This window comes from Pseudomonas sp. URMO17WK12:I9, assembly GCF_900230165.1.
GTDB classification, from domain to species: Bacteria; Pseudomonadota; Gammaproteobacteria; order Pseudomonadales; family Pseudomonadaceae; genus Aquipseudomonas; species Aquipseudomonas fulva.
This window is the reverse complement of sequence record NZ_OCMQ01000001.1, coordinates 186,486-205,234: the sequence shown is the minus strand read 5'-3', so window position 1 is coordinate 205,234 and position 18,749 is coordinate 186,486. Positions and strand designations below refer to the sequence as shown.

At 62.4% G+C, this 18,749-nt stretch carries 17 protein-coding genes; 3 read left to right on the top strand and 14 right to left on the bottom strand.

All coding sequences use genetic code 11. The annotated features are described in order from the left end of the window. The first annotated feature begins 126 nt into the window (after positions 1–126). Both mutS and fdxA read left to right on the top strand, forming a co-directional pair. Positions 127–2,700: a DNA mismatch repair protein MutS gene (gene mutS / locus CRP40_RS00870; protein ID WP_023534160.1), complete on the top strand. Its 2,574-nt coding sequence runs from the start codon at positions 127–129 to the stop codon at positions 2,698–2,700. Between the two features lie 139 nt (positions 2,701–2,839). Further along, positions 2,840–3,163 (top strand): ferredoxin FdxA, encoded by a 324-nt coding sequence (gene fdxA, locus CRP40_RS00865; RefSeq protein ID WP_023534129.1) that lies wholly within the window; start codon positions 2,840–2,842, stop codon positions 3,161–3,163. A 654-nt stretch (positions 3,164–3,817) separates the two neighbouring features. Here fdxA and rpoS read toward each other — a convergent pair. The 8 genes from rpoS to CRP40_RS00825 form a co-directional block, all read right to left on the bottom strand. Next, complete coding sequence (rpoS, locus tag CRP40_RS00860) at positions 3,818–4,825, bottom strand: RNA polymerase sigma factor RpoS (protein ID WP_023534146.1); 1,008 nt, start codon at positions 4,823–4,825, stop codon at positions 3,818–3,820. 108 nt (positions 4,826–4,933) lie between these two features. After that, complete coding sequence (locus CRP40_RS00855) at positions 4,934–5,791, bottom strand: peptidoglycan DD-metalloendopeptidase family protein (RefSeq protein ID WP_027913895.1); 858 nt, start codon at positions 5,789–5,791, stop codon at positions 4,934–4,936. Between the two features lie 192 nt (positions 5,792–5,983). Continuing rightward, complete coding sequence (locus CRP40_RS00850) at positions 5,984–6,622, bottom strand: protein-L-isoaspartate(D-aspartate) O-methyltransferase (RefSeq protein ID WP_161780410.1); 639 nt, start codon at positions 6,620–6,622, stop codon at positions 5,984–5,986. A gap of 35 nt (positions 6,623–6,657) precedes the next feature. Then, the gene (gene surE, locus CRP40_RS00845) at positions 6,658–7,407 is read right to left on the bottom strand and encodes a 5'/3'-nucleotidase SurE (RefSeq protein ID WP_033694933.1); all 750 of its coding nucleotides are present in this window, start codon (positions 7,405–7,407) and stop codon (positions 6,658–6,660) included. Further along, positions 7,395–8,453 (bottom strand): tRNA pseudouridine(13) synthase TruD, encoded by a 1,059-nt coding sequence (gene truD / locus CRP40_RS00840; RefSeq protein ID WP_027913892.1) that lies wholly within the window; start codon positions 8,451–8,453, stop codon positions 7,395–7,397. The genes surE and truD overlap by 13 nt, the downstream gene beginning before the upstream one ends. Continuing rightward, positions 8,450–8,923 (bottom strand): 2-C-methyl-D-erythritol 2,4-cyclodiphosphate synthase, encoded by a 474-nt coding sequence (ispF, locus tag CRP40_RS00835; protein ID WP_027913891.1) that lies wholly within the window; start codon positions 8,921–8,923, stop codon positions 8,450–8,452. The genes truD and ispF overlap by 4 nt, the downstream gene beginning before the upstream one ends. A 96-nt stretch (positions 8,924–9,019) precedes the next feature. Beyond that, entirely contained in the window at positions 9,020–9,874 is an 855-nt protein-coding gene (fghA, locus tag CRP40_RS00830; RefSeq protein WP_027913890.1) for an S-formylglutathione hydrolase, read from the bottom strand. 8 nt (positions 9,875–9,882) lie between these two features. Continuing rightward, positions 9,883–10,995, bottom strand: coding sequence for an S-(hydroxymethyl)glutathione dehydrogenase/class III alcohol dehydrogenase (locus CRP40_RS00825; RefSeq protein ID WP_023534027.1), 1,113 nt, complete (start codon positions 10,993–10,995; stop codon positions 9,883–9,885). A gap of 107 nt (positions 10,996–11,102) precedes the next feature. Here CRP40_RS00825 and CRP40_RS00820 point away from each other — a divergent pair, with 107 nt between their 5' ends. Then, positions 11,103–11,996, top strand: a complete 894-nt coding sequence (locus tag CRP40_RS00820; RefSeq protein WP_027913889.1) for a LysR substrate-binding domain-containing protein — start codon at positions 11,103–11,105, stop codon at positions 11,994–11,996. Positions 11,997–12,065: 69 nt separating this feature from the next. Here the strand turns inward: CRP40_RS00820 and ispD are convergent, their stop codons facing one another. From ispD to tilS, 6 genes are all read right to left on the bottom strand, one after another. Next, positions 12,066–12,773 (bottom strand): 2-C-methyl-D-erythritol 4-phosphate cytidylyltransferase, encoded by a 708-nt coding sequence (gene ispD / locus CRP40_RS00815; protein ID WP_027913888.1) that lies wholly within the window; start codon positions 12,771–12,773, stop codon positions 12,066–12,068. After that, a complete protein-coding gene (ftsB, locus tag CRP40_RS00810) occupies positions 12,770–13,051 on the bottom strand; it encodes a cell division protein FtsB (RefSeq protein ID WP_023534037.1) in 282 nt (93 codons plus the stop codon). Before ftsB ends, ispD begins: the two co-directional genes overlap by 4 nt. Before the next feature lie 158 nt (positions 13,052–13,209). Next, entirely contained in the window at positions 13,210–14,499 is a 1,290-nt protein-coding gene (gene eno / locus CRP40_RS00805) for a phosphopyruvate hydratase (protein WP_027913887.1), read from the bottom strand. Between the two features lie 152 nt (positions 14,500–14,651). Beyond that, entirely contained in the window at positions 14,652–15,497 is an 846-nt protein-coding gene (kdsA, locus tag CRP40_RS00800; RefSeq protein ID WP_027913886.1) for a 3-deoxy-8-phosphooctulonate synthase, read from the bottom strand. Between the two features lie 3 nt (positions 15,498–15,500). After that, positions 15,501–17,129, bottom strand: coding sequence for a CTP synthase (locus tag CRP40_RS00795; RefSeq protein WP_027913885.1), 1,629 nt, complete (start codon positions 17,127–17,129; stop codon positions 15,501–15,503). Between the two features lie 270 nt (positions 17,130–17,399). Then, entirely contained in the window at positions 17,400–18,683 is a 1,284-nt protein-coding gene (gene tilS, locus CRP40_RS00790) for a tRNA lysidine(34) synthetase TilS (RefSeq protein WP_027913884.1), read from the bottom strand. Between the last annotated feature and the right edge of the window lie 66 nt (positions 18,684–18,749).

Below are 18,749 nucleotides of genomic sequence, written 5' to 3'. Positions count from 1 at the left end.
TTCCAAGCCCCTGACGCAGCACCCATGGTGGGCAGGCACGGCGTTCGGCGCCTGCATCGCACCGAAAAAGCCTGTACCATTGCCGGTTTACCCTTGCCAACCAGATCACCCGCTGTAAGGCCGACCATGTCCGATCTCTCCGCACATACCCCAATGATGCAGCAGTACTGGAAGCTGAAAAACCAGCATCCGGACCAGCTGATGTTCTATCGCATGGGCGACTTCTACGAGATCTTCTATGAAGATGCGAAAAAGGCCGCCAGCCTGCTGGACATCACCCTGACCGCGCGCGGGCAGTCCGCCGGCCAGTCCATTCCCATGTGCGGGGTGCCGTTTCATTCCCTCGAGGGTTACCTAGCCAAGCTGGTCAAGCTGGGCGAATCGGTGGTCATCTGCGAGCAGATCGGCGACCCGGCCACCAGCAAGGGGCCGGTCGAGCGCCAAGTCGTGCGCATCATCACGCCAGGTACCGTCAGCGACGAAGCGCTGCTCGATGAGCGCCGTGACAACCTGATCGCAGCGCTGCTGGGCGACGAGCGCCTGTTTGGCCTGGCCGTGCTCGACATCACCAGCGGTCACTTCGGCGTCCAGGAGATCAAAGGCTGGGAAACCCTGCTGGCTGAACTGGACCGCCTCAACCCGGTCGAGCTGCTCATCCCGGATGACTGGCCACGCGACCTGCCTGCCGAGAAACGCCCCGGTGCGCGTCGCCGAGCGCCCTGGGACTTTGACCGCGACTCGGCGCGCAAAGCGCTCTGCCAACAATTTGCCACCAAGGACCTCAAGGGCTTTGGCTGTGACAAGCTGACCCTGGCCATCGGCGCCGCCGGCTGCCTGCTGGCCTATGCCAAGGAAACCCAGCGTACGGCCCTGCCGCACTTGCGCAGCCTGCGTCACGAGCGCCTGGACGACACCGTCATCCTCGACGGGGCCAGCCGTCGCAACCTGGAGCTGGACGTCAACCTGGCAGGTGGGCGTGACAATACCCTGCAATCGGTCGTCGATCGCTGCCAGACGGCCATGGCCAGCCGCCTGCTGAGCCGCTGGCTGAACCGTCCGCTGCGCGACCTCAAGGTCATACAGGCCCGCCAGGATTCGATCCGCTGCCTGCTCGACAGCTACCGGTTCGAAAAGCTGCAACCCCAGCTCAAGGAAATCGGCGATATCGAGCGCATCCTGGCCCGTATCGGCTTGCGCAACGCCCGCCCACGCGACCTGGCGCGGTTGCGAGACGCACTGGGCGCCCTGCCCGAGCTGCAGAATGCAATGACCGAGCTCGAGGCGCCGCACCTGGCACGCCTGGCCGCGATCACCGGCACCTACCCGGAGCTGGCCAGCCTGCTGGAGCGTGCGGTGGTCGACAACCCGCCTGCCGTGATCCGTGATGGAGGCGTGCTCAAGACCGGCTACGACAGCGAGCTCGACGAGCTACTGGCCATCAGCGAAAACGCCGGGCAGTTCCTGATCGACCTCGAGGCGCGTGAGAAGGCGCGCACCGGCCTTGCCAACCTCAAGGTCGGCTACAACCGTGTGCATGGCTATTTCATCGAGCTGCCTTCCAAGCAGGCTGAGCAGGCCCCGGTCGACTACATCCGCCGGCAGACCCTCAAGGGCGCCGAGCGTTTCATCACGCCGGAACTCAAGGCATTCGAGGACAAGGCGCTGTCGGCCAAGAGCCGCGCCCTGGCCCGGGAAAAGATGCTCTACGACGCGCTGCTGGAGACCCTGATCAGCCACTTGGCGCCACTGCAGGACAGTGCCGCCGCCCTGGCCGAACTGGACGTGCTCAGCAACCTGGCAGAGCGTGCCCTGAACCTGGACCTGAACTGCCCACGCTTCGTCGACGAGCCGTGCCTGCGCATCGAGCAGGGGCGTCACCCGGTGGTCGAGCAGGTGCTCACCACGCCGTTCGTGGCCAACGACCTGGGCCTGGACGACAGTACCCGGATGCTGATCATCACCGGGCCGAACATGGGTGGTAAGTCCACGTACATGCGCCAGACCGCACTGATCGTGCTGATGGCGCACATCGGCAGCTTCGTTCCAGCAGCGCGCTGCGAGCTGTCGGTGGTCGACCGCATCTTCACCCGCATTGGCTCGAGCGACGACTTGGCAGGCGGGCGCTCCACCTTCATGGTGGAAATGAGCGAAACCGCCAATATCCTGCACAACGCAACCGACCGCAGCCTGGTGCTGATGGACGAAGTAGGCCGCGGCACCAGTACCTTCGATGGCCTGTCGCTGGCCTGGGCAGCAGCCGAACGCCTGGCGCGCCTGCGGGCCTACACCTTGTTCGCTACCCACTATTTCGAACTGACCGTGTTGCCCGACAGTGAGCCGCTGGTGGCTAACGTGCACCTCAATGCAACGGAGCACAACGACCGTATCGTGTTCCTGCACCACGTGCTGCCAGGGCCTGCGAGCCAGAGCTATGGCCTGGCGGTTGCGCAACTGGCAGGTGTACCGGCGGTGGTCATCCAGCGCGCCCGTGAGCACCTGTCACGCCTGGAAACCACCAGCCTGCCGCACGACTCGACTCAGGTCACGAAAGCGCAGGATGCACCACAAGTGCCGCACCAGAGCGACCTGTTCGCCAGCCTGCCTCACCCAGCCATCGAGAAACTGGGCAAGCTGCAGCTTGATGACATGACACCGCGCCAAGCTATCGAAATGCTATATCAACTAAAGAACCTGTTATAACGGCAGCCATGACAAGCTGGTAGAATCCGCCGCGGTTTGCTGGTACTGCACGGTTATTAGCCTGGCCTGCAGCCAAAACCCGCAAACCGCGCGGCCCGAGAGGAAGGGCCGCCGCCGTCGCCTGAGGAGAGAACTAGAAATGACCTTCGTCGTCACCGACAACTGCATCAAATGCAAATACACCGACTGCGTGGAAGTCTGTCCGGTGGACTGCTTCTACGAAGGCCCGAACTTCCTGGTCATCCACCCGGATGAGTGCATCGACTGTGCACTGTGCGAACCAGAGTGCCCGGCACAAGCCATTTTCTCGGAAGACGAAGTGCCATCGGGCATGGAGAACTTCATCGAGTTGAACGCCGAACTGGCTGAAATCTGGCCCAACATCACCGAGCGCAAGGATGCCCTTCCTGATGCTGAGGAGTGGGACGGCAAGCCAGGCAAGATTGCCGACTTGCAGCGTTAACGTCGCATGAAAAAACGAAAAGGCCCGCAAGGGCCTTTTTGTTTAGCGCGAAAAACCTGCATGCAGACGTGGCCGCCGCCACGCGGGTTCTGGCAGAGCTGTTCACAAGCGTCATGCAGTCTGGCGCTGGTATCGAAAAGCTCAGATCCTGAAAAAAAGGCAAAAAAAAGGGGCGGTTTGACCCGCCCACATTTTTTTCCGTAGTCCCTGCTTGTCCTGTACATCGTCCTGATGAAATCGCTTCTTGCGATGTCCTTGGCGCTCTTCCTGAGTGCCTGTGCGTGTCCGTGTGCACAGTTCGAATACTAGCGATCTGAGCAGGATGTGCAACGCGTCCTCCTCACAGAATGTTGCGACCTACAAACTTTCACACATCTAAATACTTCAGCTTTTTCAATGACTTAAGAAAAGGTTGCTTTTGAAAACGACAATGATTTACCGCCACACCCTTCAAAGGCTTACGCAACGAGTAAGCAAAGGCTTACAGGCCGAACTGTCAGGGTGAGCACATCGCTGAGTACGCCTGTGAATCTGCAAACCGGGCCGAGCACCGCTCACCGCAGAGAACGGATCGACAGCACGGCTCCCCAAACCCCAAACGCAAAAACGCCCCTTTTTATCGGGGCGTTTCTGTACGCAGCGTAAGACCAGGGACTAACGAAAAAGCGACTCGCTGGATAAGCCGTTCTTTTCCAGAATCTCACGCAGGCGCTTGAGCCCCTCGACCTGTATCTGCCGCACCCGCTCGCGGGTCAGGCCGATTTCCAGACCGACGTCCTCCAACGTACTGCTTTCGTGTCCACGCAAGCCGAACCGGCGCACCACCACTTCACGTTGCTTGTCGGTCAGTTCACCGAGCCACTGATCGATGCTCTGCGACAGGTCATCGTCCTGCAGCAACTCGAACGGGTCAGTGGGGCGATCATCCGTCAGGGTGTCGAGCAGCGTCTTGTCCGAGTCAGGGCCCAGAGACACGTCCACGGAGGACACCCGCTCGTTGAGACCCAGCATGCGCTTGACCTCGGCAACCGGCTTCTCAAGCAAGGCGGCGATCTCTTCGGGCGAAGGCTCGTGATCCAGCTTCTGGGTCAGTTCGCGCGCCGCGCGCAAGTAAACGTTGAGTTCCTTGACCACATGAATGGGGAGGCGAATGGTGCGGGTCTGGTTCATGATCGCCCGCTCGATGGTCTGCCGAATCCACCAGGTGGCATAGGTCGAGAAACGGAAGCCCCGCTCAGGATCGAACTTCTCCACCGCGCGAATCAGCCCAAGGTTGCCCTCCTCGATCAGATCGAGCAATGACAACCCCCGGTTCACGTAGCGGCGAGCGATTTTCACCACCAGGCGCAGATTGCTTTCGATCATGCGCTTGCGGCCGGCAGGGTCGCCCTTTTGCGACAAGCGCGCAAAATGCACTTCTTCTTCCGGCGAAAGCAGAGGCGAAAAACCAATCTCGTTGAGGTACAACTGAGTCGCATCGAGGGCGCGGCTGTAATCGATGTACTTGTGTTGTTTAAGTGAAGAGCCTGATTTGGCCCTGGTCCGAACCGAAGGTACAGCAGGTTCGTCTGACACCACATCCGTTTCCAAAACGATGCCCGTCTCCATGAGGAGGACGTCATCGTCGATGTCAAACTCCGGCGCTTCTTTGCTGAGAGCCATTGTTATAGTCCTTTGCTGAGTTCGAACTCAGACTCAAGCGGCGCCTTTCTCCTTGGCAGCGCTGGAGCCTGTCCCCTCCATGTCAGCGGAACAGACCGGAAACAACAATCAACGGCGTGGCAGGAACTGGAGCGGATCGACGGGTTTGCCCTGACGGCGAATTTCGAAATGCAACTTCACCCGATCTGTGCCTGTAGACCCCATTTCAGCAATCGACTGCCCTGCCTTGACCTGCTGCCCCTCCCGTACCAAGAGCCTGCGGTTGTGGCCGTAGGCACTGACATAGGTATCGCTGTGCTTGATGATGATCAGCTCGCCGTAGCCCCTCAAACCACTCCCGGCGTACACCACTGATCCACTGGCCGCAGCAAAAACAGGCTGTCCCAAATCACCGGCGATATCAATGCCTTTATTCAAACTACCGTTTGAAGCAAATTTGCCGATCAAAACCCCGTTCGCCGGCCAGGTCCAGCCACCGGCCGCACGTTCGGCGGCAGGCACGGTAGCGACTACCGGCGTGCTCGCCGAGCTGGATGTGGTGACGGTCTTGGTGGTCGTGGCAGGAGTAGAGGCCGTGGCACCCACAGGACGGCGGGTGACCGTGGTTCGGCTGGACGAGGACGGGCTGGCCACTACGGTGGTGCTGCCCGAGGCCCCGCTACTGAAGCGAATTGGCTGGCCAGGGCGAATGGTATACGGCGGGGCGATACCGTTGCGGGCCGCCAACTCCTTGTAGTCCCAGCCATAGCGAAACGCGATGGAGAACAGCGTGTCGCCTGGCTTGACCACATACTGACCGGAGGTCACGGTAGGCCGTTTGGGCGCGCTGCTGTTGCGGTCGACGACACGCGCACTGTTGCTGCCGGAGCTCGAGCACCCCACCAACAGTGTGCCCATGGCCAGTACCAGCACCAGGAGCCTGAGACCCGAGCTGTCCTTGCGCTGCCGAAAGACTGTGTGACCCACCCGCGCTCCCCTCATGGTGCCGAAAACGTTTCAAGACATGAATGCAATATTGTTGCAATTATAACGAAGCTCGCCAGTCTTGGCAGGCGGCTGCAACACACTTGCGCAACGTGCGTGCACCGCCAGATAGACAGGTCGATCCTGCAAGAATTCGACGCAGGTGCAAAAATAGCCCGTCGATGCCCAGATGAATCAGGTTACCGGTCCATTGAGCAGAGGCACGAAGCGTACCGCCCCAAGCACACGGCGTGAAAACCCATGCTCTTCTCGGACGATGAGCATCAGCTGCTGCACTTCACCGGGTGAACCCACTGGAATCACCATCCGCCCACCCGGCGCCAGTTGGTCGAGCAGCGCCTGGGGCACTTCCGAAGCAACGGCGGTCACGATGATGCCATTGTAGGGGGCCAGTGCCGGCCACCCCTCACACCCATCGCCCCAACGAAACACCACGTTGCGCAGGTTCAGCTCCACCAGGCGTTCCTTGGCGCGGTCCTGCAAGACCTTGATGCGCTCGACCGAGAACACCCGCTCGACCAGTTGCGCCAGCACGGCGGTCTGGTAGCCAGAACCGGTGCCGATCTCCAGGACTTTATCCAGCGGACCCGCCTCGAGCAGCAATTCGCTCATGTGCGCCACCATGAACGGTTGCGAGATGGTCTGGTTGTGGCCGATGGGCAGCGCGGTATCTTCATAGGCGCGATGGGCCAGTGCCTCGTCCACGAACAGATGGCGTGGCGTGCGGCGAATCACATCGAGCACCTGGGGGCTGGACACGCCCTCCTCGCACAGCCGCTGGATCAGACGCTCGCGGGTGCGCTGGGACGTCATGCCGATGCCCCGACGCAACATATCGTCCTCACGCATCAAAGCAAGCCCTCCAGCCAGCCATCGAGCTGCTCGAAAGCGTCGTTGAAGGTGCGGTCGAGCTGCAACGGGGTGATGGAAACGTAGCCTTGCATCACGGCATGGAAGTCGGTGCCCGGGCCGCCGTCCTCTGCATCGCCGGCGACTGCGATCCAGTAACCTTCCTTACCACGCGGGTTGACCACTTTGGTGGGTGCCGCGGCCCGCGCCCGATGGCCGAGTCGCGTCAGCTGGATGCCACGAATGCGCTCAAGCGGCAGGTTGGGTATGTTGACATTGAGCACGGTGCGCGGCGGCAGCGTCAGGCGCGACTGTGCCTCGACCAGGCGACGGGCGATATGAGCCGCGGCGGGAAGGTTGTCCGGCTGGCGCGAAAGCAGTGAGAACGCCAGCGACGTACCGCCCAGGAAACGACCCTCCAGCGCAGCGGCCACGGTGCCCGAGTACAGCACGTCATCGCCCAGGTTGGCCCCCAGGTTGATGCCCGACACGACCATGTCTGGCGTATACGGCAACAGCCCGTTGAGCCCCAGGTGCACGCAGTCGGTCGGCGTGCCATTGAGGCTGATGAAGCCGTTGGCCAGCGTCTGCGGATGCAGCGGCCGGTCCAACGTCAGCGAGCTGCCGGCGCCGCTCTTGTCTTGGTCAGGTGCAATGACCGCGCACTGCGCGTAATCGGCAAGCGCAGCGTGCAGCGCGGCGATGCCTGGTGCGGTCACACCGTCGTCGTTCGAAATCAGAATACGCATGGGCTGTCCGTCTGCCCTGCCGACACCAGATCCACCACCTCGCGCACCACGACGGTGGCGAAGCATCCGGCCGGAAGGACGAATTCCAGTTGCAGGATATCAGGCTCGGGATAATGCCACGTAAGGCCAGCAATAGGGAGCCGCAGAATACGCCGTTCGTGATCCATGCCCGCCTTTGCCAACCACTGGCACAGCGCGGGCTGGGCAGCACCGACCGAATTTTCCAATGCCCGGGTTCGACCGCTGGCTGGCGAATCGCCCTCGCCCCACAGGGGGCCTGTAGGGTGCAGGTCGAGAACGGCTAGGCGAGGATCAGCGCATTCAGCTTCAGCAGCCGGAAAAAAGCTGCGGCTGTCGGTGAATGCCAGCAGATCGCCCACTTGCGCACTGGCCCAGCTGCCATCGGCTACCCGTGCGGCCAGGACCTGGTTGAACAGGTAGCTGCGACCGGCTGAAAGCAGGCGCGAGCGAACGTTACGTTGCTCAGGCAAGGCCTGGCGCTCGGCCCAGGCCAGGGCGTCATGCACATTGCCGCCGGCATGCCCGAAGCGCTGGGTACCGAAGTAATTGGGCACGCCGTTCGCTTTGAGCTGGGCCAGGCGCGCGTCGACTGCCTGATGATCGGCTGCCAGCTGGGTCAGGCGCAGCGTGAAGCCATTGGACGAATGCGCGCCGCGCTGCAACTTGCGCTGGTGGCGCATCTGCTTGAGGACGCGCAGATTGGCATCCTCGGCCCGCGACAGGTCGGGGTCGGCCTTGCCCGGCAAATGCAGGCTGAACCACTGGCGGGTCAAGGCCTGGCGGTCCTTGAGCCCGGCGTAGCTGATCGCGCGCGCAGGCACCCCCGCGGCCCTTGCAAGCCGGCGGGCCGCTTCCTCGGTATTGAGCTCACGCTTTTCCACCCATAGCCACAGGTGCTCGCCCTGGCCAGACAGCGGGATATCAAGCACTTCGTCGACCTGAAAATCTTCGGCAACGGCCTTGAGCACAGCCGTACCGAGCGCTTGCCCCGAGGCCCTTGGGCCCAGCAGATCCAATTCGGTCATGCTGGCAGCAACAGGGCAACCGCATGCACGGCGATCCCCTCCTCGCGCCCGGCGAAGCCGAGCTTTTCGGTGGTGGTGGCCTTGACGTTGACCTGGTCCAGGCCCACTTTGAGGTCGTCGGCGATGCGCTGGCGCATGACCTCGATGTGGGGTGCCATCTTCGGCGCCTGGGCAATGATGGTGGCGTCGACGTTGCCGACTTGCCAGCCCTTGGCCCGAACGACATCCAGCACATGACGCAGCAGCACGCGGCTGTCGGCGCCCTTGAACTGCGGGTCGGTGTCGGGGAAGTGCTTGCCGATATCACCCAGCGCGGCGGCGCCGAGCAATGCGTCGCTCAGGGCATGCAGCAGCACGTCACCATCGGAATGGGCCAGCAGGCCGTACTTGTGGGGGATACGCACCCCGCCCAGGGTAATGAAATCACCGTCGCAAAACCGGTGCACATCGTAGCCGTGGCCAATACGCATAAGAAAACGCCCTGAATGAGTCAGGGCGTGATTCTACCTGCATTTGCAACGCCAAGGTGCAGAGCCGGCCAACGTCGCCGGCTGGCTGCCCTGCGGCTACACCCGGCCCAAAGCCATCGCGTGATGACGCAGGTGTTCCTCGATGAAGCTGGCGATGAAGTAGTAGCTGTGATCGTAGCCCGGTTGCAGACGCAGGGTCAGCTCATGACCGCCTTTGCGCGCCGCCTGCTCCAGGGCTTCGGGCTTGAGCTGCTTTTCGAGGAAGTCGTCGCGATCGCCCTGGTCCACCAGCAACGCAGGGCACTGCCCCGACGGGGTTTCGGCCAACAACACGCTGGCATCCCACTCACGCCAGCGCGTGCGCTCTTCACCCAGGTAGCGGCTGAAGGCCTTTTCGCCCCAAGGGCAATCCATCGGGTTGCAGATCGGCGAAAACGCCGACACCGAGCGATAGCGGCCTGGGTTGCGCAATGCGCAGACCAGGGCGCCGTGCCCGCCCATGGAATGCCCACTGATGCTGCGCTCGCCGGAGGCCGGGAAATGCGCCTCGATCAGGGCTGGCAGCTCCTGCACCACGTAATCGTGCATGCGGTAGTGCTGAGCCCAGGGTTGCTGCGTGGCATTGAGGTAGAAGCCAGCACCCAGGCCAAAGTCCCAGGCACCGTCGGGATCACCGGGTACCTGCTCGCCGCGAGGGCTGGTATCGGGCGCCACGATGATCAGCCCCAGCTCTGCGGCCAGGCGCTGGGCGCCGGCTTTCTGCATGAAGTTCTCGTCGTTGCAGGTCAACCCGCTGAGCCAGTACAGGACCGGCAGCTTTTCGCCCTGCTCGGCCTGGGGTGGCAGGTAGACGGCGAAGACCATGTCGCAACCCAGCACCTTGGAGGTGTGGCGGTAACGCTTGTGCCAGCCGCCGAAGCTCTTCTGGCAGGAAATATTGTCCAGGGTCATGGCAAGCCTCAGAAGTGGATGACGCTGCGAATGCTCTTGCCTTCGTGCATCAGGTCGAAGGCCTTGTTGATGTCCTCCAGGCCCATGGTGTGGGTGATGAAGGTATCCAGCGGAATCTCGCCCTTCTCGGACATTTCCACGTAGCTAGGCAGTTCGCTGCGGCCACGCACGCCGCCGAACGCCGAACCGCGCCAGACGCGTCCGGTGACCAGTTGGAATGGCCGGGTGGCGATTTCCTGACCGGCGCCAGCGACACCGATGATGACCGACTCGCCCCAGCCCTTGTGGCAGCACTCCAGGGCCGCACGCATCAGTTGCACGTTGCCGATGCACTCGAAGGAGAAGTCCACGCCGCCGTCGGTAAGGTCGACGATCACTTCCTGGATGGGGCGATCGTACTCCTTGGGGTTGATGCAATCGGTAGCGCCCAGCTGGCGAGCGATTTCGAACTTGGCCGGGTTGATGTCGATGGCGATGATGCGCGAAGCCTTGGCCTTGACTGCACCAATGATGGCCGACAGGCCGATGCCGCCCAGGCCGAAGACGGCGACGGTATCACCCGGCTGCACCTTGGCGGTGTTCAGCACGGCGCCAATACCCGTGGTCACGCCGCAACCCAGCAGGCAGACCTTCTCCAGCGGCGCTTCTTTCTGGATCTTGGCCACCGAGATTTCCGGCAATACGGTGTATTCGGAGAACGTCGAGGTGCCCATGTAGTGGAACAGCTGCTGACCCTTGTAGGAGAAGCGCGTGGTGCCGTCGGGCATCAGGCCCTTGCCCTGGGTGGCACGGATGGCCTGGCACAGGTTGGTCTTGCCAGACAGGCAGAATTTGCACTTGCCACACTCGGGCGTGTACAGCGGAATCACATGATCACCCACCGCCACCGAGGTCACGCCCTCGCCCACGGCTTCGACGATGGCACCGCCTTCGTGGCCCAGGATGGACGGGAAGATGCCTTCGGGGTCAGCACCGGACAAGGTATAGGCATCGGTGTGGCACACGCCGCTGGCGACCACGCGCAGCAATACCTCGCCAGCCTTGGGCATGGCCACATCGACTTCAACGATTTCCAAGGGTTTCTTGGCTTCGAATGCTACGGCAGCGCGGGACTTGATCATCGCAGGGGCTCCAGACAGGTCAATGAAATCGGCAGACAGTGTAATTCACCCGCAATTGCTGAATAATCGGGTGAAAGACAAAACATTATTGCTGTGCAGGGATAATCATGAGCAACCGCTGGGAGGGCATCGATGAGTTCGTGGCGGTGGCCGAATTGGGGCAGTTTACGGCGGCGGCTGAACGGCTGGGCGTATCCTCGTCCCATGTGAGCCGGCAGATAGCGCGCCTGGAAGAACGCGTGCAGACACGTTTGCTGTACCGCAGCACGCGAAGGGTTACGCTCAGCGAGGCCGGTCAGACGTTCCTGCAGCACTGCCAGCGCCTGCAGGATGGGCGTGAGGAAGCGCTGCGGGCAATGGGCGACCTGGCCAGCGAGCCCAAGGGGCTGCTGCGCATGACGTGCGCCGTGGCCTACGGCGAGCGCTTCATCGTGCCGCTGGTGACCCGTTTCATGGCGTTGTACCCGCAGTTGAGGGTGGACGTCGAACTGAGCAACCAGACCCTGGACCTGCTGCACGAAGGCATGGACCTGGCCATCCGCCTCGGTCGCCTGGCCGACTCGCGCCTGATCGCGACGCGCCTTGCGCCCCGGCGCATGTACGTGTGCGCCTCGCCGGGCTACCTGGCGCGCTATGGCAGGCCCCACAGCCTGTCGGAACTGGCCAGGCACAACTGCCTGATAGGCAGCTCGGATGTATGGGCATTGCAAATGGAGGGGCGTGAAATCAGCCAGCGTGTTCAGGGCAACTGGCGGTGCAACAGCGGCCAGGCGGTGCTGGATGCGGCGCTCCAGGGCATCGGTTTATGCCAACTGCCGGATTACTACGTGCTCGAACACCTGCACAGCGGCGCATTGGTCCCGCTGCTGCAAGCCCACCAACCCCCCAATACGGCAGTATGGGCCTTGTACCCGCAACAGCGGCATTTGTCGCCCAAGGTGCGGCGCCTGGTGGACTATCTGAAAGAGGGCTTGGCAGGTCTGCCTGAGTACCGGGCATGACCGGCGCTCAGTCAGAATGGCGGGTGGTGGGAGCCTGACTCAATCACCGGGGAGTTGAACGGGGCCCTGTCAACGCCGCCCATTCCAGCGTTGGCGCAGCCACTCCAGGTCTTCGGGGCGCGTAACCTTGAGGTTGTCACTGCGGCCTTCGATCAGCCGTGGCGACTGACCGGACCATTCGATGGCCGACGCCTCATCGGTCACCACCACATCCGAGACCAGGCACTCGGCCAGCGCCCGATGCAGCGCCCCTAAACGGAACATCTGCGGCGTATAGGCTTGCCAGATGGTGCTGCGGTCAACCGTGGCGCTGACGCGCCCATGGCCGTCGGATTTTTTGAGCGTATCGCGAGCAGGTACCGCCAACAGGCCGCCCACCGGATCATCTGCCAATTCGGCCAGCAGCTTGTCCAGGTCACTGCGTGCCAGGTTGGGCCGCGCCGCATCGTGCACCAACACCCAGTCATCATCTTGCGCGCCCTGAGCGTGCAACAGCAGCAAGGCATTGAGTACCGAGTCAGCACGCTCGCGCCCCCCGGCAGCCCGGCGGATGCGCGGGTCGCTGGCGCACCCAAGGCCGGGCCAGTAAGGGTCATGTTCAGCGATGCTGACCACGACCCCCTTGAGGGCGGGGTGATCGAGAAAACACGCCAGGCTGTGCTCGATGATGGTCTGCCCCGCCAACGACAGGTATTGCTTGGGGCGATCGGCAGCCATGCGGGCGCCCACTCCCGCCGCAGGGATCACGGCCCAGAAGGCCGGCAAGCGCTCACTCATTTCTGTGGCAACTGAAAGAGGGTTTCGCCTTCCTTGACCATGCCAAGCTCGTGGCGGGCACGTTCTTCGACGGTTTCCATGCCTTTTTTCAACTCCAGTACTTCGGCGTCGAGCACACGGTTACGCTCCAGCAGCCGCTCGTTCTCGGCATGCTGCTCGTCAATCTGCTGCTTGAGCTCGGCCACCTGCGCCAGGCTGCCATTGCCTACCCACAAACGGTATTGCAAGCCGCCCAGCAGCAGAAGCAGGACCAGGAACAACCAATAAGGACTGCGCATCAAGATATCCAGGTTGAAAGACCCTGTTGGTTCAGGGTCTCAGATAGCACGAAGCCTGGCCGAGGCCAGGCTTCTCAAACAGAAACCCGATGGAACGTAGGAAGTTACGGTACGAACGTTCCTACAGCTCCGGCTGCTGTCTTTTTACCATCTCTTGCTTAGCCGCGAAACTCGGTACGGCCACGGTAAACCGCCTTGGCACCCAGTTGCTCTTCGATGCGCAGCAATTGGTTGTACTTCGACACGCGGTCGGAGCGGCACAGCGAACCCGTCTTGATCTGACCGGCCGCAGTACCCACAGCCAGGTCGGCGATGGTGGAGTCTTCGGTTTCACCCGAGCGGTGGGAGATCACGGCGGTGTAACCGGCAGCCTTGGCCATCTGGATGGCTTCCAGGGTCTCGGTCAGCGAGCCGATCTGGTTGAACTTGATCAGAATCGAGTTACCGATGCCCTTCTCGATGCCTTCCTTGAGGATCTTGGTATTGGTCACGAACAGGTCGTCACCGACCAGTTGCACCTTCTCGCCGATCTTGTCAGTGAGGATCTTCCAGCCAGCCCAATCGGACTCGTCCAGGCCATCTTCGATCGAAATGATCGGGAAGCGCTCGGTCAGGCCTTTGAGGTAGTCGGCAAAGCCTTCGGCGTCGAACGACTTGCCTTCGCCGGACAGGTTGTACTTGCTGTTTTCATAAAACTCGGAGGCGGCGCAGTCCAGGGCCAGGGTCACGTCGGTGCCCAGTTTGTAGCCGGCTTTCTCGACGGCTTCGGCGATGGCGCCAAGGGCGTCTTCGTTGGAGGCCAGGTTAGGGGCGAAACCGCCTTCGTCACCCACGGCAGTGTTCAGGCCACGGGCCTTGAGCACGGCCTTGAGGTGATGGAAGATCTCGGTCCCCATGCGCAGGCCGTCGGAGAAGGTCTTGGCGCCCACTGGCTGAACCATGAACTCCTGGATATCGACGTTGTTGTCGGCATGCTCGCCACCGTTGATGATATTCATCATGGGTACCGGCATCGAGTACTGGCCTGGAGTGCCGTTGAGGTTGGCAATGTGGGCGTACAGGGGCAGGTCCTGATCCTGGGCTGCCGCTTTGGCAGCCGCCAGGGACACGGCCAGGATGGCGTTGGCGCCCAGCTTGGCCTTGTTCTCGGTACCGTCCAGCTCGATCATGGCGTGGTCCAGGGCCTTCTGGTCGGAAGGGTCCTTGCCCAGCAGCAGGTCGCGGATTGGGCCATTGATGTTGGCGACAGCCTTCAGCACACCCTTGCCCAAGTAACGGCTCTTGTCGCCATCACGCAGCTCCAGCGCTTCGCGCGAGCCGGTGGAAGCACCGGACGGCGCGCAGGCGCTGCCGATGATGCCGTTGTCGAGCAGTACATCGGCTTCCACGGTGGGGTTGCCACGTGAATCGAGAACTTCACGACCTTTGATGTCGACGATTTTTGCCATTGTTGTAAGCACTCCAGAATTGACGAAAACAACGCAGCTTAGAAAATTCTTGCCGTTCACCGGACGAGGATGCAGAGGCAGGCCCGGCGAAGGGAGCCCCTGACCGAGTGGTCAGGGGTGAATCGGACGGTACTTTACCCGAGAAAAGTGCTTTACGCGGTTTCTACCGTCGGAAAACTTTTCACCAGGTCATCCAGTTGCTTGAGCTGAGCCAGGAACGGCTCCAGCTTGTCCAGGCGCAAGGCACACGGGCCGTCGCACTTGGCGTTGTCCGGATCGGGGTGAGCTTCGAGGAACAACCCTGCCAGCCCCTGGCTCATGCCGGCCTTGGCCAGGTCGGTCACCTGAGCGCGGCGCCCGCCTGCGGAGTCGGCACGACCACCCGGCATCTGCAGGGCATGGGTCACGTCGAAGAACACCGGGTACTCGAACTGCTTCATGACACCGAAGCCGAGCATGTCCACGACCAGGTTGTTGTAACCGAAGCTCGAACCACGCTCGCACAGGATCAATTGGTCATTACCGGCTTCCTCGCACTTGGTCAGGATGTGTTTCATCTCCTGGGGTGCGAGGAACTGCGCCTTCTTGATATTGATCACCGCGCCAGTCTTGGCCATCGCCACCACCAGGTCGGTCTGGCGCGACAGGAAAGCCGGCAACTGGATGATGTCGCAGACCTTGGCCACCGGCTCGGCCTGGTAGGGCTCGTGCACATCGGTGATCACCGGCACGTTGTAGGTGCGCTTGATCTCCTCGAAGATCTTCAGGCCCTCTTCCAGGCCAGGGCCGCGGTAGGAAGTGACCGAGGACCGATTGGCCTTGTCGAAGCTGGCCTTGAACACATACGGGATACCGAGCTTTTCGGTAACCCGCACGTATTCTTCGCACACCTTCATGGCCAGGTCGCGGGACTCCAGAACGTTCATGCCACCGAACAGGACGAATGGCTTGTCGTTGGCGATATCGATGTGACCGACGCGGATGATCTTCTGGGGCATGGGTCAGGCCTTGTTCTTCTGGGCGAGCGCTGCCTTGACGAAGCCACTGAACAGCGGGTGGCCATCGCGTGGGGTGGAGGTGAACTCCGGGTGGAACTGGCAGGCGACGAACCACGGGTGGTCCTTGGACTCCACCACCTCGACCAGGGCACCGTCTTCGGAACGACCGGAAACCACCAGGCCTGCGCCCACCAGCTGCGGCAGCAGGTTGTTGTTCACTTCGTAGCGGTGACGGTGACGCTCGGTGATGATGTCCTTGCCATAGCACGCATGCACGTTGGAACCGGCAGCCAGCTGGCAGTCCTGGGCGCCCAGGCGCATGGTGCCGCCCAGGTCCGACGCCTCGCTACGGGTTTCGACCGCGCCGGTGGCATCGGCCCACTCGGTGATCAGGCCGACGACCGGGTGGCCGCTGTCGCGATCGAACTCGGTGGAGTTGGCGTCGCTCCAGCCCATCACGTTGCGGGCGAACTCGATGACGGCCACTTGCATGCCCAGGCAGATACCCAGGTACGGCACCTTGTTCTCACGGGCGTATTGCACCGCCGTGATCTTGCCTTCGACACCGCGCAGGCCGAAACCACCGGGTACCAGGATGGCATCGGCGCCCTGGAGCAGGCTGGTGCCCTGGTTCTCGATGTCTTCGGAATCGATGTAGCGCAGGTTGACCTTGGTGCGGTTGGTGATGCCCGCGTGGCTCATCGCTTCGATCAGCGACTTGTACGCATCGAGCAGCTCCATGTACTTGCCGACCATGGCGATGGTGACTTCATGCTCCGGGTTGAGCTTGGCGTCGACCACCTTGTCCCACTCGGACAGGTCGGCACTGCTGCACTGCAGGCCGAAACGCTCGACGACGAAGTCGTCCAGACCCTGGGCGTGCAAGACACCTGGAATCTTGTAGATGGTGTCGACGTCTTCCAGCGAAATCACAGCGCGCTCTTCAACGTTGGTGAACAACGCGATCTTGCGGCGCGACGATGCATCGACAGGGTGGTCGGAGCGGCAGATCAGCACGTCAGGCTGCAGGCCGATGGAGCGCAGCTCCTTGACCGAGTGCTGGGTCGGCTTGGTCTTGGTTTCACCGGCGGTGGCGATGTAAGGCACCAGCGTCAGGTGCATCAGCATCGCGCGCTTGGAACCCACTTCCACGCGCAGTTGGCGAATGGCTTCGAGGAACGGCTGGGACTCGATGTCGCCCACGGTGCCGCCGATCTCGACCAGGGCCACGTCGGCATCGCCTGCACCCTTGATGATGCGGCGCTTGATTTCATCGGTGATGTGCGGGATGACCTGGATGGTCGCGCCCAGGTAGTCACCACGGCGTTCCTTGCGCAGCACGTGCTCGTAGACGCGGCCGGTGGTGAAGTTGTTGTTCTGGGTCATGGTGGTGCGGATGAACCGCTCGTAGTGGCCCAGGTCCAGGTCGGTCTCGGCGCCATCCTGGGTGACGAATACTTCACCGTGCTGGAACGGGCTCATGGTGCCTGGGTCGACGTTGATGTACGGATCCAGCTTGAGCATGGTGACCTTCAGGCCCCGCGCCTCCAGGATGGCCGCCAGGGAAGCCGAGGCAATGCCTTTCCCCAATGAAGAAACAACACCGCCCGTGACGAATATGTAGCGCGTCATGAAAAACCCTAGAAGTCTGCGTTAAAGCGGCCAGCGCCGCCGGAGATAGCGAAGGAGGGCAAACGCCCCCGATCACCTGCGTCAATCACAGTGCATCTCGAAAAACTGCCGCGTGTGTACAGACCAGGGGTAACCCTGGCAGGGCGCTCGCTCGTCATTTCTAAGAATCAGCCCAGCAAAAAACTGCTTGGTAATCGGCAACTCCTGTGTTTTCGCGGAACCCACAGAAGCTGTATCAAGAAGGGAGGGTAGTCTACCCGAATGTACCCACTAGCTCAAACCTTGCGCGCGCGTCGGCAACTGCCAATGCAGCCGGTAATCCCCCTGAGCCAAACTGGGCAGGTTGGCCACCGCCAGCAGCCGCTCACCTTGGAAAAGCAGAGGCAGGCGCATGCGCAGAAAATGCGGCACTTGCAGCTCATTGAGCAGGCGCTTGAGATCACGCCGCCCGCGTCCTGGGATGTCCAGCCACTCCCCGCCCTGACGGTAGCCGATACGCAGGCCCGTCAGCGAGCCTGCGCCAACAAGTCGCACACTGCCGTTGCCCGGCAAGGCCAACGGCTCATCGGCGTTTTCCCAAGCCATGGCCTGACGCGGCGTTTGCAACCAGTCGCCGCTCAGCCACCAGATGCGCCCTTGGCTGCGCACCAGTTGGCCATCGCTCAGTTGCCACACGGGGCAGGCATCGCCAGCGGCGTCGCGCAGGTCCGCCCAGCCGGCCCAGTGGCGCGTGTCGGGCAAGCGGGTTCGGTGGCTGAGCCAATACTGCAACGCATTGCGTTGGCGTGCAGGTGAAAGCGCGAGCAGGCCGGCCAGGTCCAGCGAATCGAGTCCAGGCCAAACAGCAGGGGCATTTTGGCGTACCGGCGCCAGGTCGCTCTCGGCCAGCTCGTCCAGCAGGCTCAGGGCTTCGCCCAGGTGGTCGGCGGCACGGGCCAGGCTCTGCCCGGCGTGCGGCCAGCGCTGCCGAAGGGACGGCAGAACCTCCCTGCGCAGATAGTTGCGGGCAAACCGGGTGTCGGCATTCGAAGGGTCCTCGACCCAGCCCAACGCGTGCGCCTGTGCATAGTGTTGCAACTGTCGCCGGGAGCAACCGAGCAAAGGCCTGACCAGCCTGCCCTGCCCCATCGCCCGCTCCCTCGGCATCGCCGCCAGGCCGCGCAACCCCGCGCCCCGCAGCAGGCGAAACAGCAGCGTTTCAGCCTGGTCGTCGCGGTGCTGGCCAGTGAACAGCATGTCATCTGCCGCCAACACCCGCTCGAAGGCGGCGTAACGGGCATGGCGGGCAGCCTGCTCCAGGCTCGGGCCCGGGGCGACGTCGACCTCGATGACCTGCAGCTCGATGCCCAGGTCATCGCAGACGCGTTGGCAATGGGCAGGCCACGCCTGCGCGACCGGTTGCAGGCCATGCTGGATGTGAATCGCGCGCAGCGGCGGTGCACGATGGCTGCGGGCGTAGGCGGCGAGCCAGTGCAGCAGAACGGTGGAGTCCAGGCCGCCAGAGAGGGCGACGTACCAGGTGCGGGCGCAAAGCCAGGGGGCGGGATCAATCATCAAGGCTTCCATCAACCTGAGTGACGGATGCGGGTGAGCCTGGGTTCCAGGCTCACCCGAGGGGCC

Bases quoted from the DNA above. Each gene is read 5' to 3' on its own strand.
- kdsA (WP_027913886.1), bottom strand. From the start codon at position 15,497: ATGCCCCAGAAGATCATCCGCGTCGGTCACATCGATATCGCCAACGAC.
- ispD (WP_027913888.1), bottom strand. From the start codon at position 12,773: ATGAGTGAGCGCTTGCCGGCCTTCTGGGCCGTGATCCCTGCGGCGGGA.
- eno (WP_027913887.1), bottom strand. From the start codon at position 14,499: ATGGCAAAAATCGTCGACATCAAAGGTCGTGAAGTTCTCGATTCACGT.
- fdxA (WP_023534129.1), top strand. From the start codon at position 2,840: ATGACCTTCGTCGTCACCGACAACTGCATCAAATGCAAATACACCGAC.
- CRP40_RS00825 (WP_023534027.1), bottom strand. From the start codon at position 10,995: ATGATCAAGTCCCGCGCTGCCGTAGCATTCGAAGCCAAGAAACCCTTG.
- rpoS (WP_023534146.1), bottom strand. From the start codon at position 4,825: ATGGCTCTCAGCAAAGAAGCGCCGGAGTTTGACATCGACGATGACGTC.
- ftsB (WP_023534037.1), bottom strand. From the start codon at position 13,051: ATGCGCAGTCCTTATTGGTTGTTCCTGGTCCTGCTTCTGCTGCTGGGC.
- mutS (WP_023534160.1), top strand. From the start codon at position 127: ATGTCCGATCTCTCCGCACATACCCCAATGATGCAGCAGTACTGGAAG.
- CRP40_RS00795 (WP_027913885.1), bottom strand. From the start codon at position 17,129: ATGACGCGCTACATATTCGTCACGGGCGGTGTTGTTTCTTCATTGGGG.
- surE (WP_033694933.1), bottom strand. From the start codon at position 7,407: ATGCGTATTCTGATTTCGAACGACGACGGTGTGACCGCACCAGGCATC.
- truD (WP_027913892.1), bottom strand. From the start codon at position 8,453: ATGACCGAATTGGATCTGCTGGGCCCAAGGGCCTCGGGGCAAGCGCTC.
- CRP40_RS00820 (WP_027913889.1), top strand. From the start codon at position 11,103: ATGAGCAACCGCTGGGAGGGCATCGATGAGTTCGTGGCGGTGGCCGAA.
- fghA (WP_027913890.1), bottom strand. From the start codon at position 9,874: ATGACCCTGGACAATATTTCCTGCCAGAAGAGCTTCGGCGGCTGGCAC.
- ispF (WP_027913891.1), bottom strand. From the start codon at position 8,923: ATGCGTATTGGCCACGGCTACGATGTGCACCGGTTTTGCGACGGTGAT.
- tilS (WP_027913884.1), bottom strand. From the start codon at position 18,683: ATGATTGATCCCGCCCCCTGGCTTTGCGCCCGCACCTGGTACGTCGCC.
- CRP40_RS00850 (WP_161780410.1), bottom strand. From the start codon at position 6,622: ATGACGTCCCAGCGCACCCGCGAGCGTCTGATCCAGCGGCTGTGCGAG.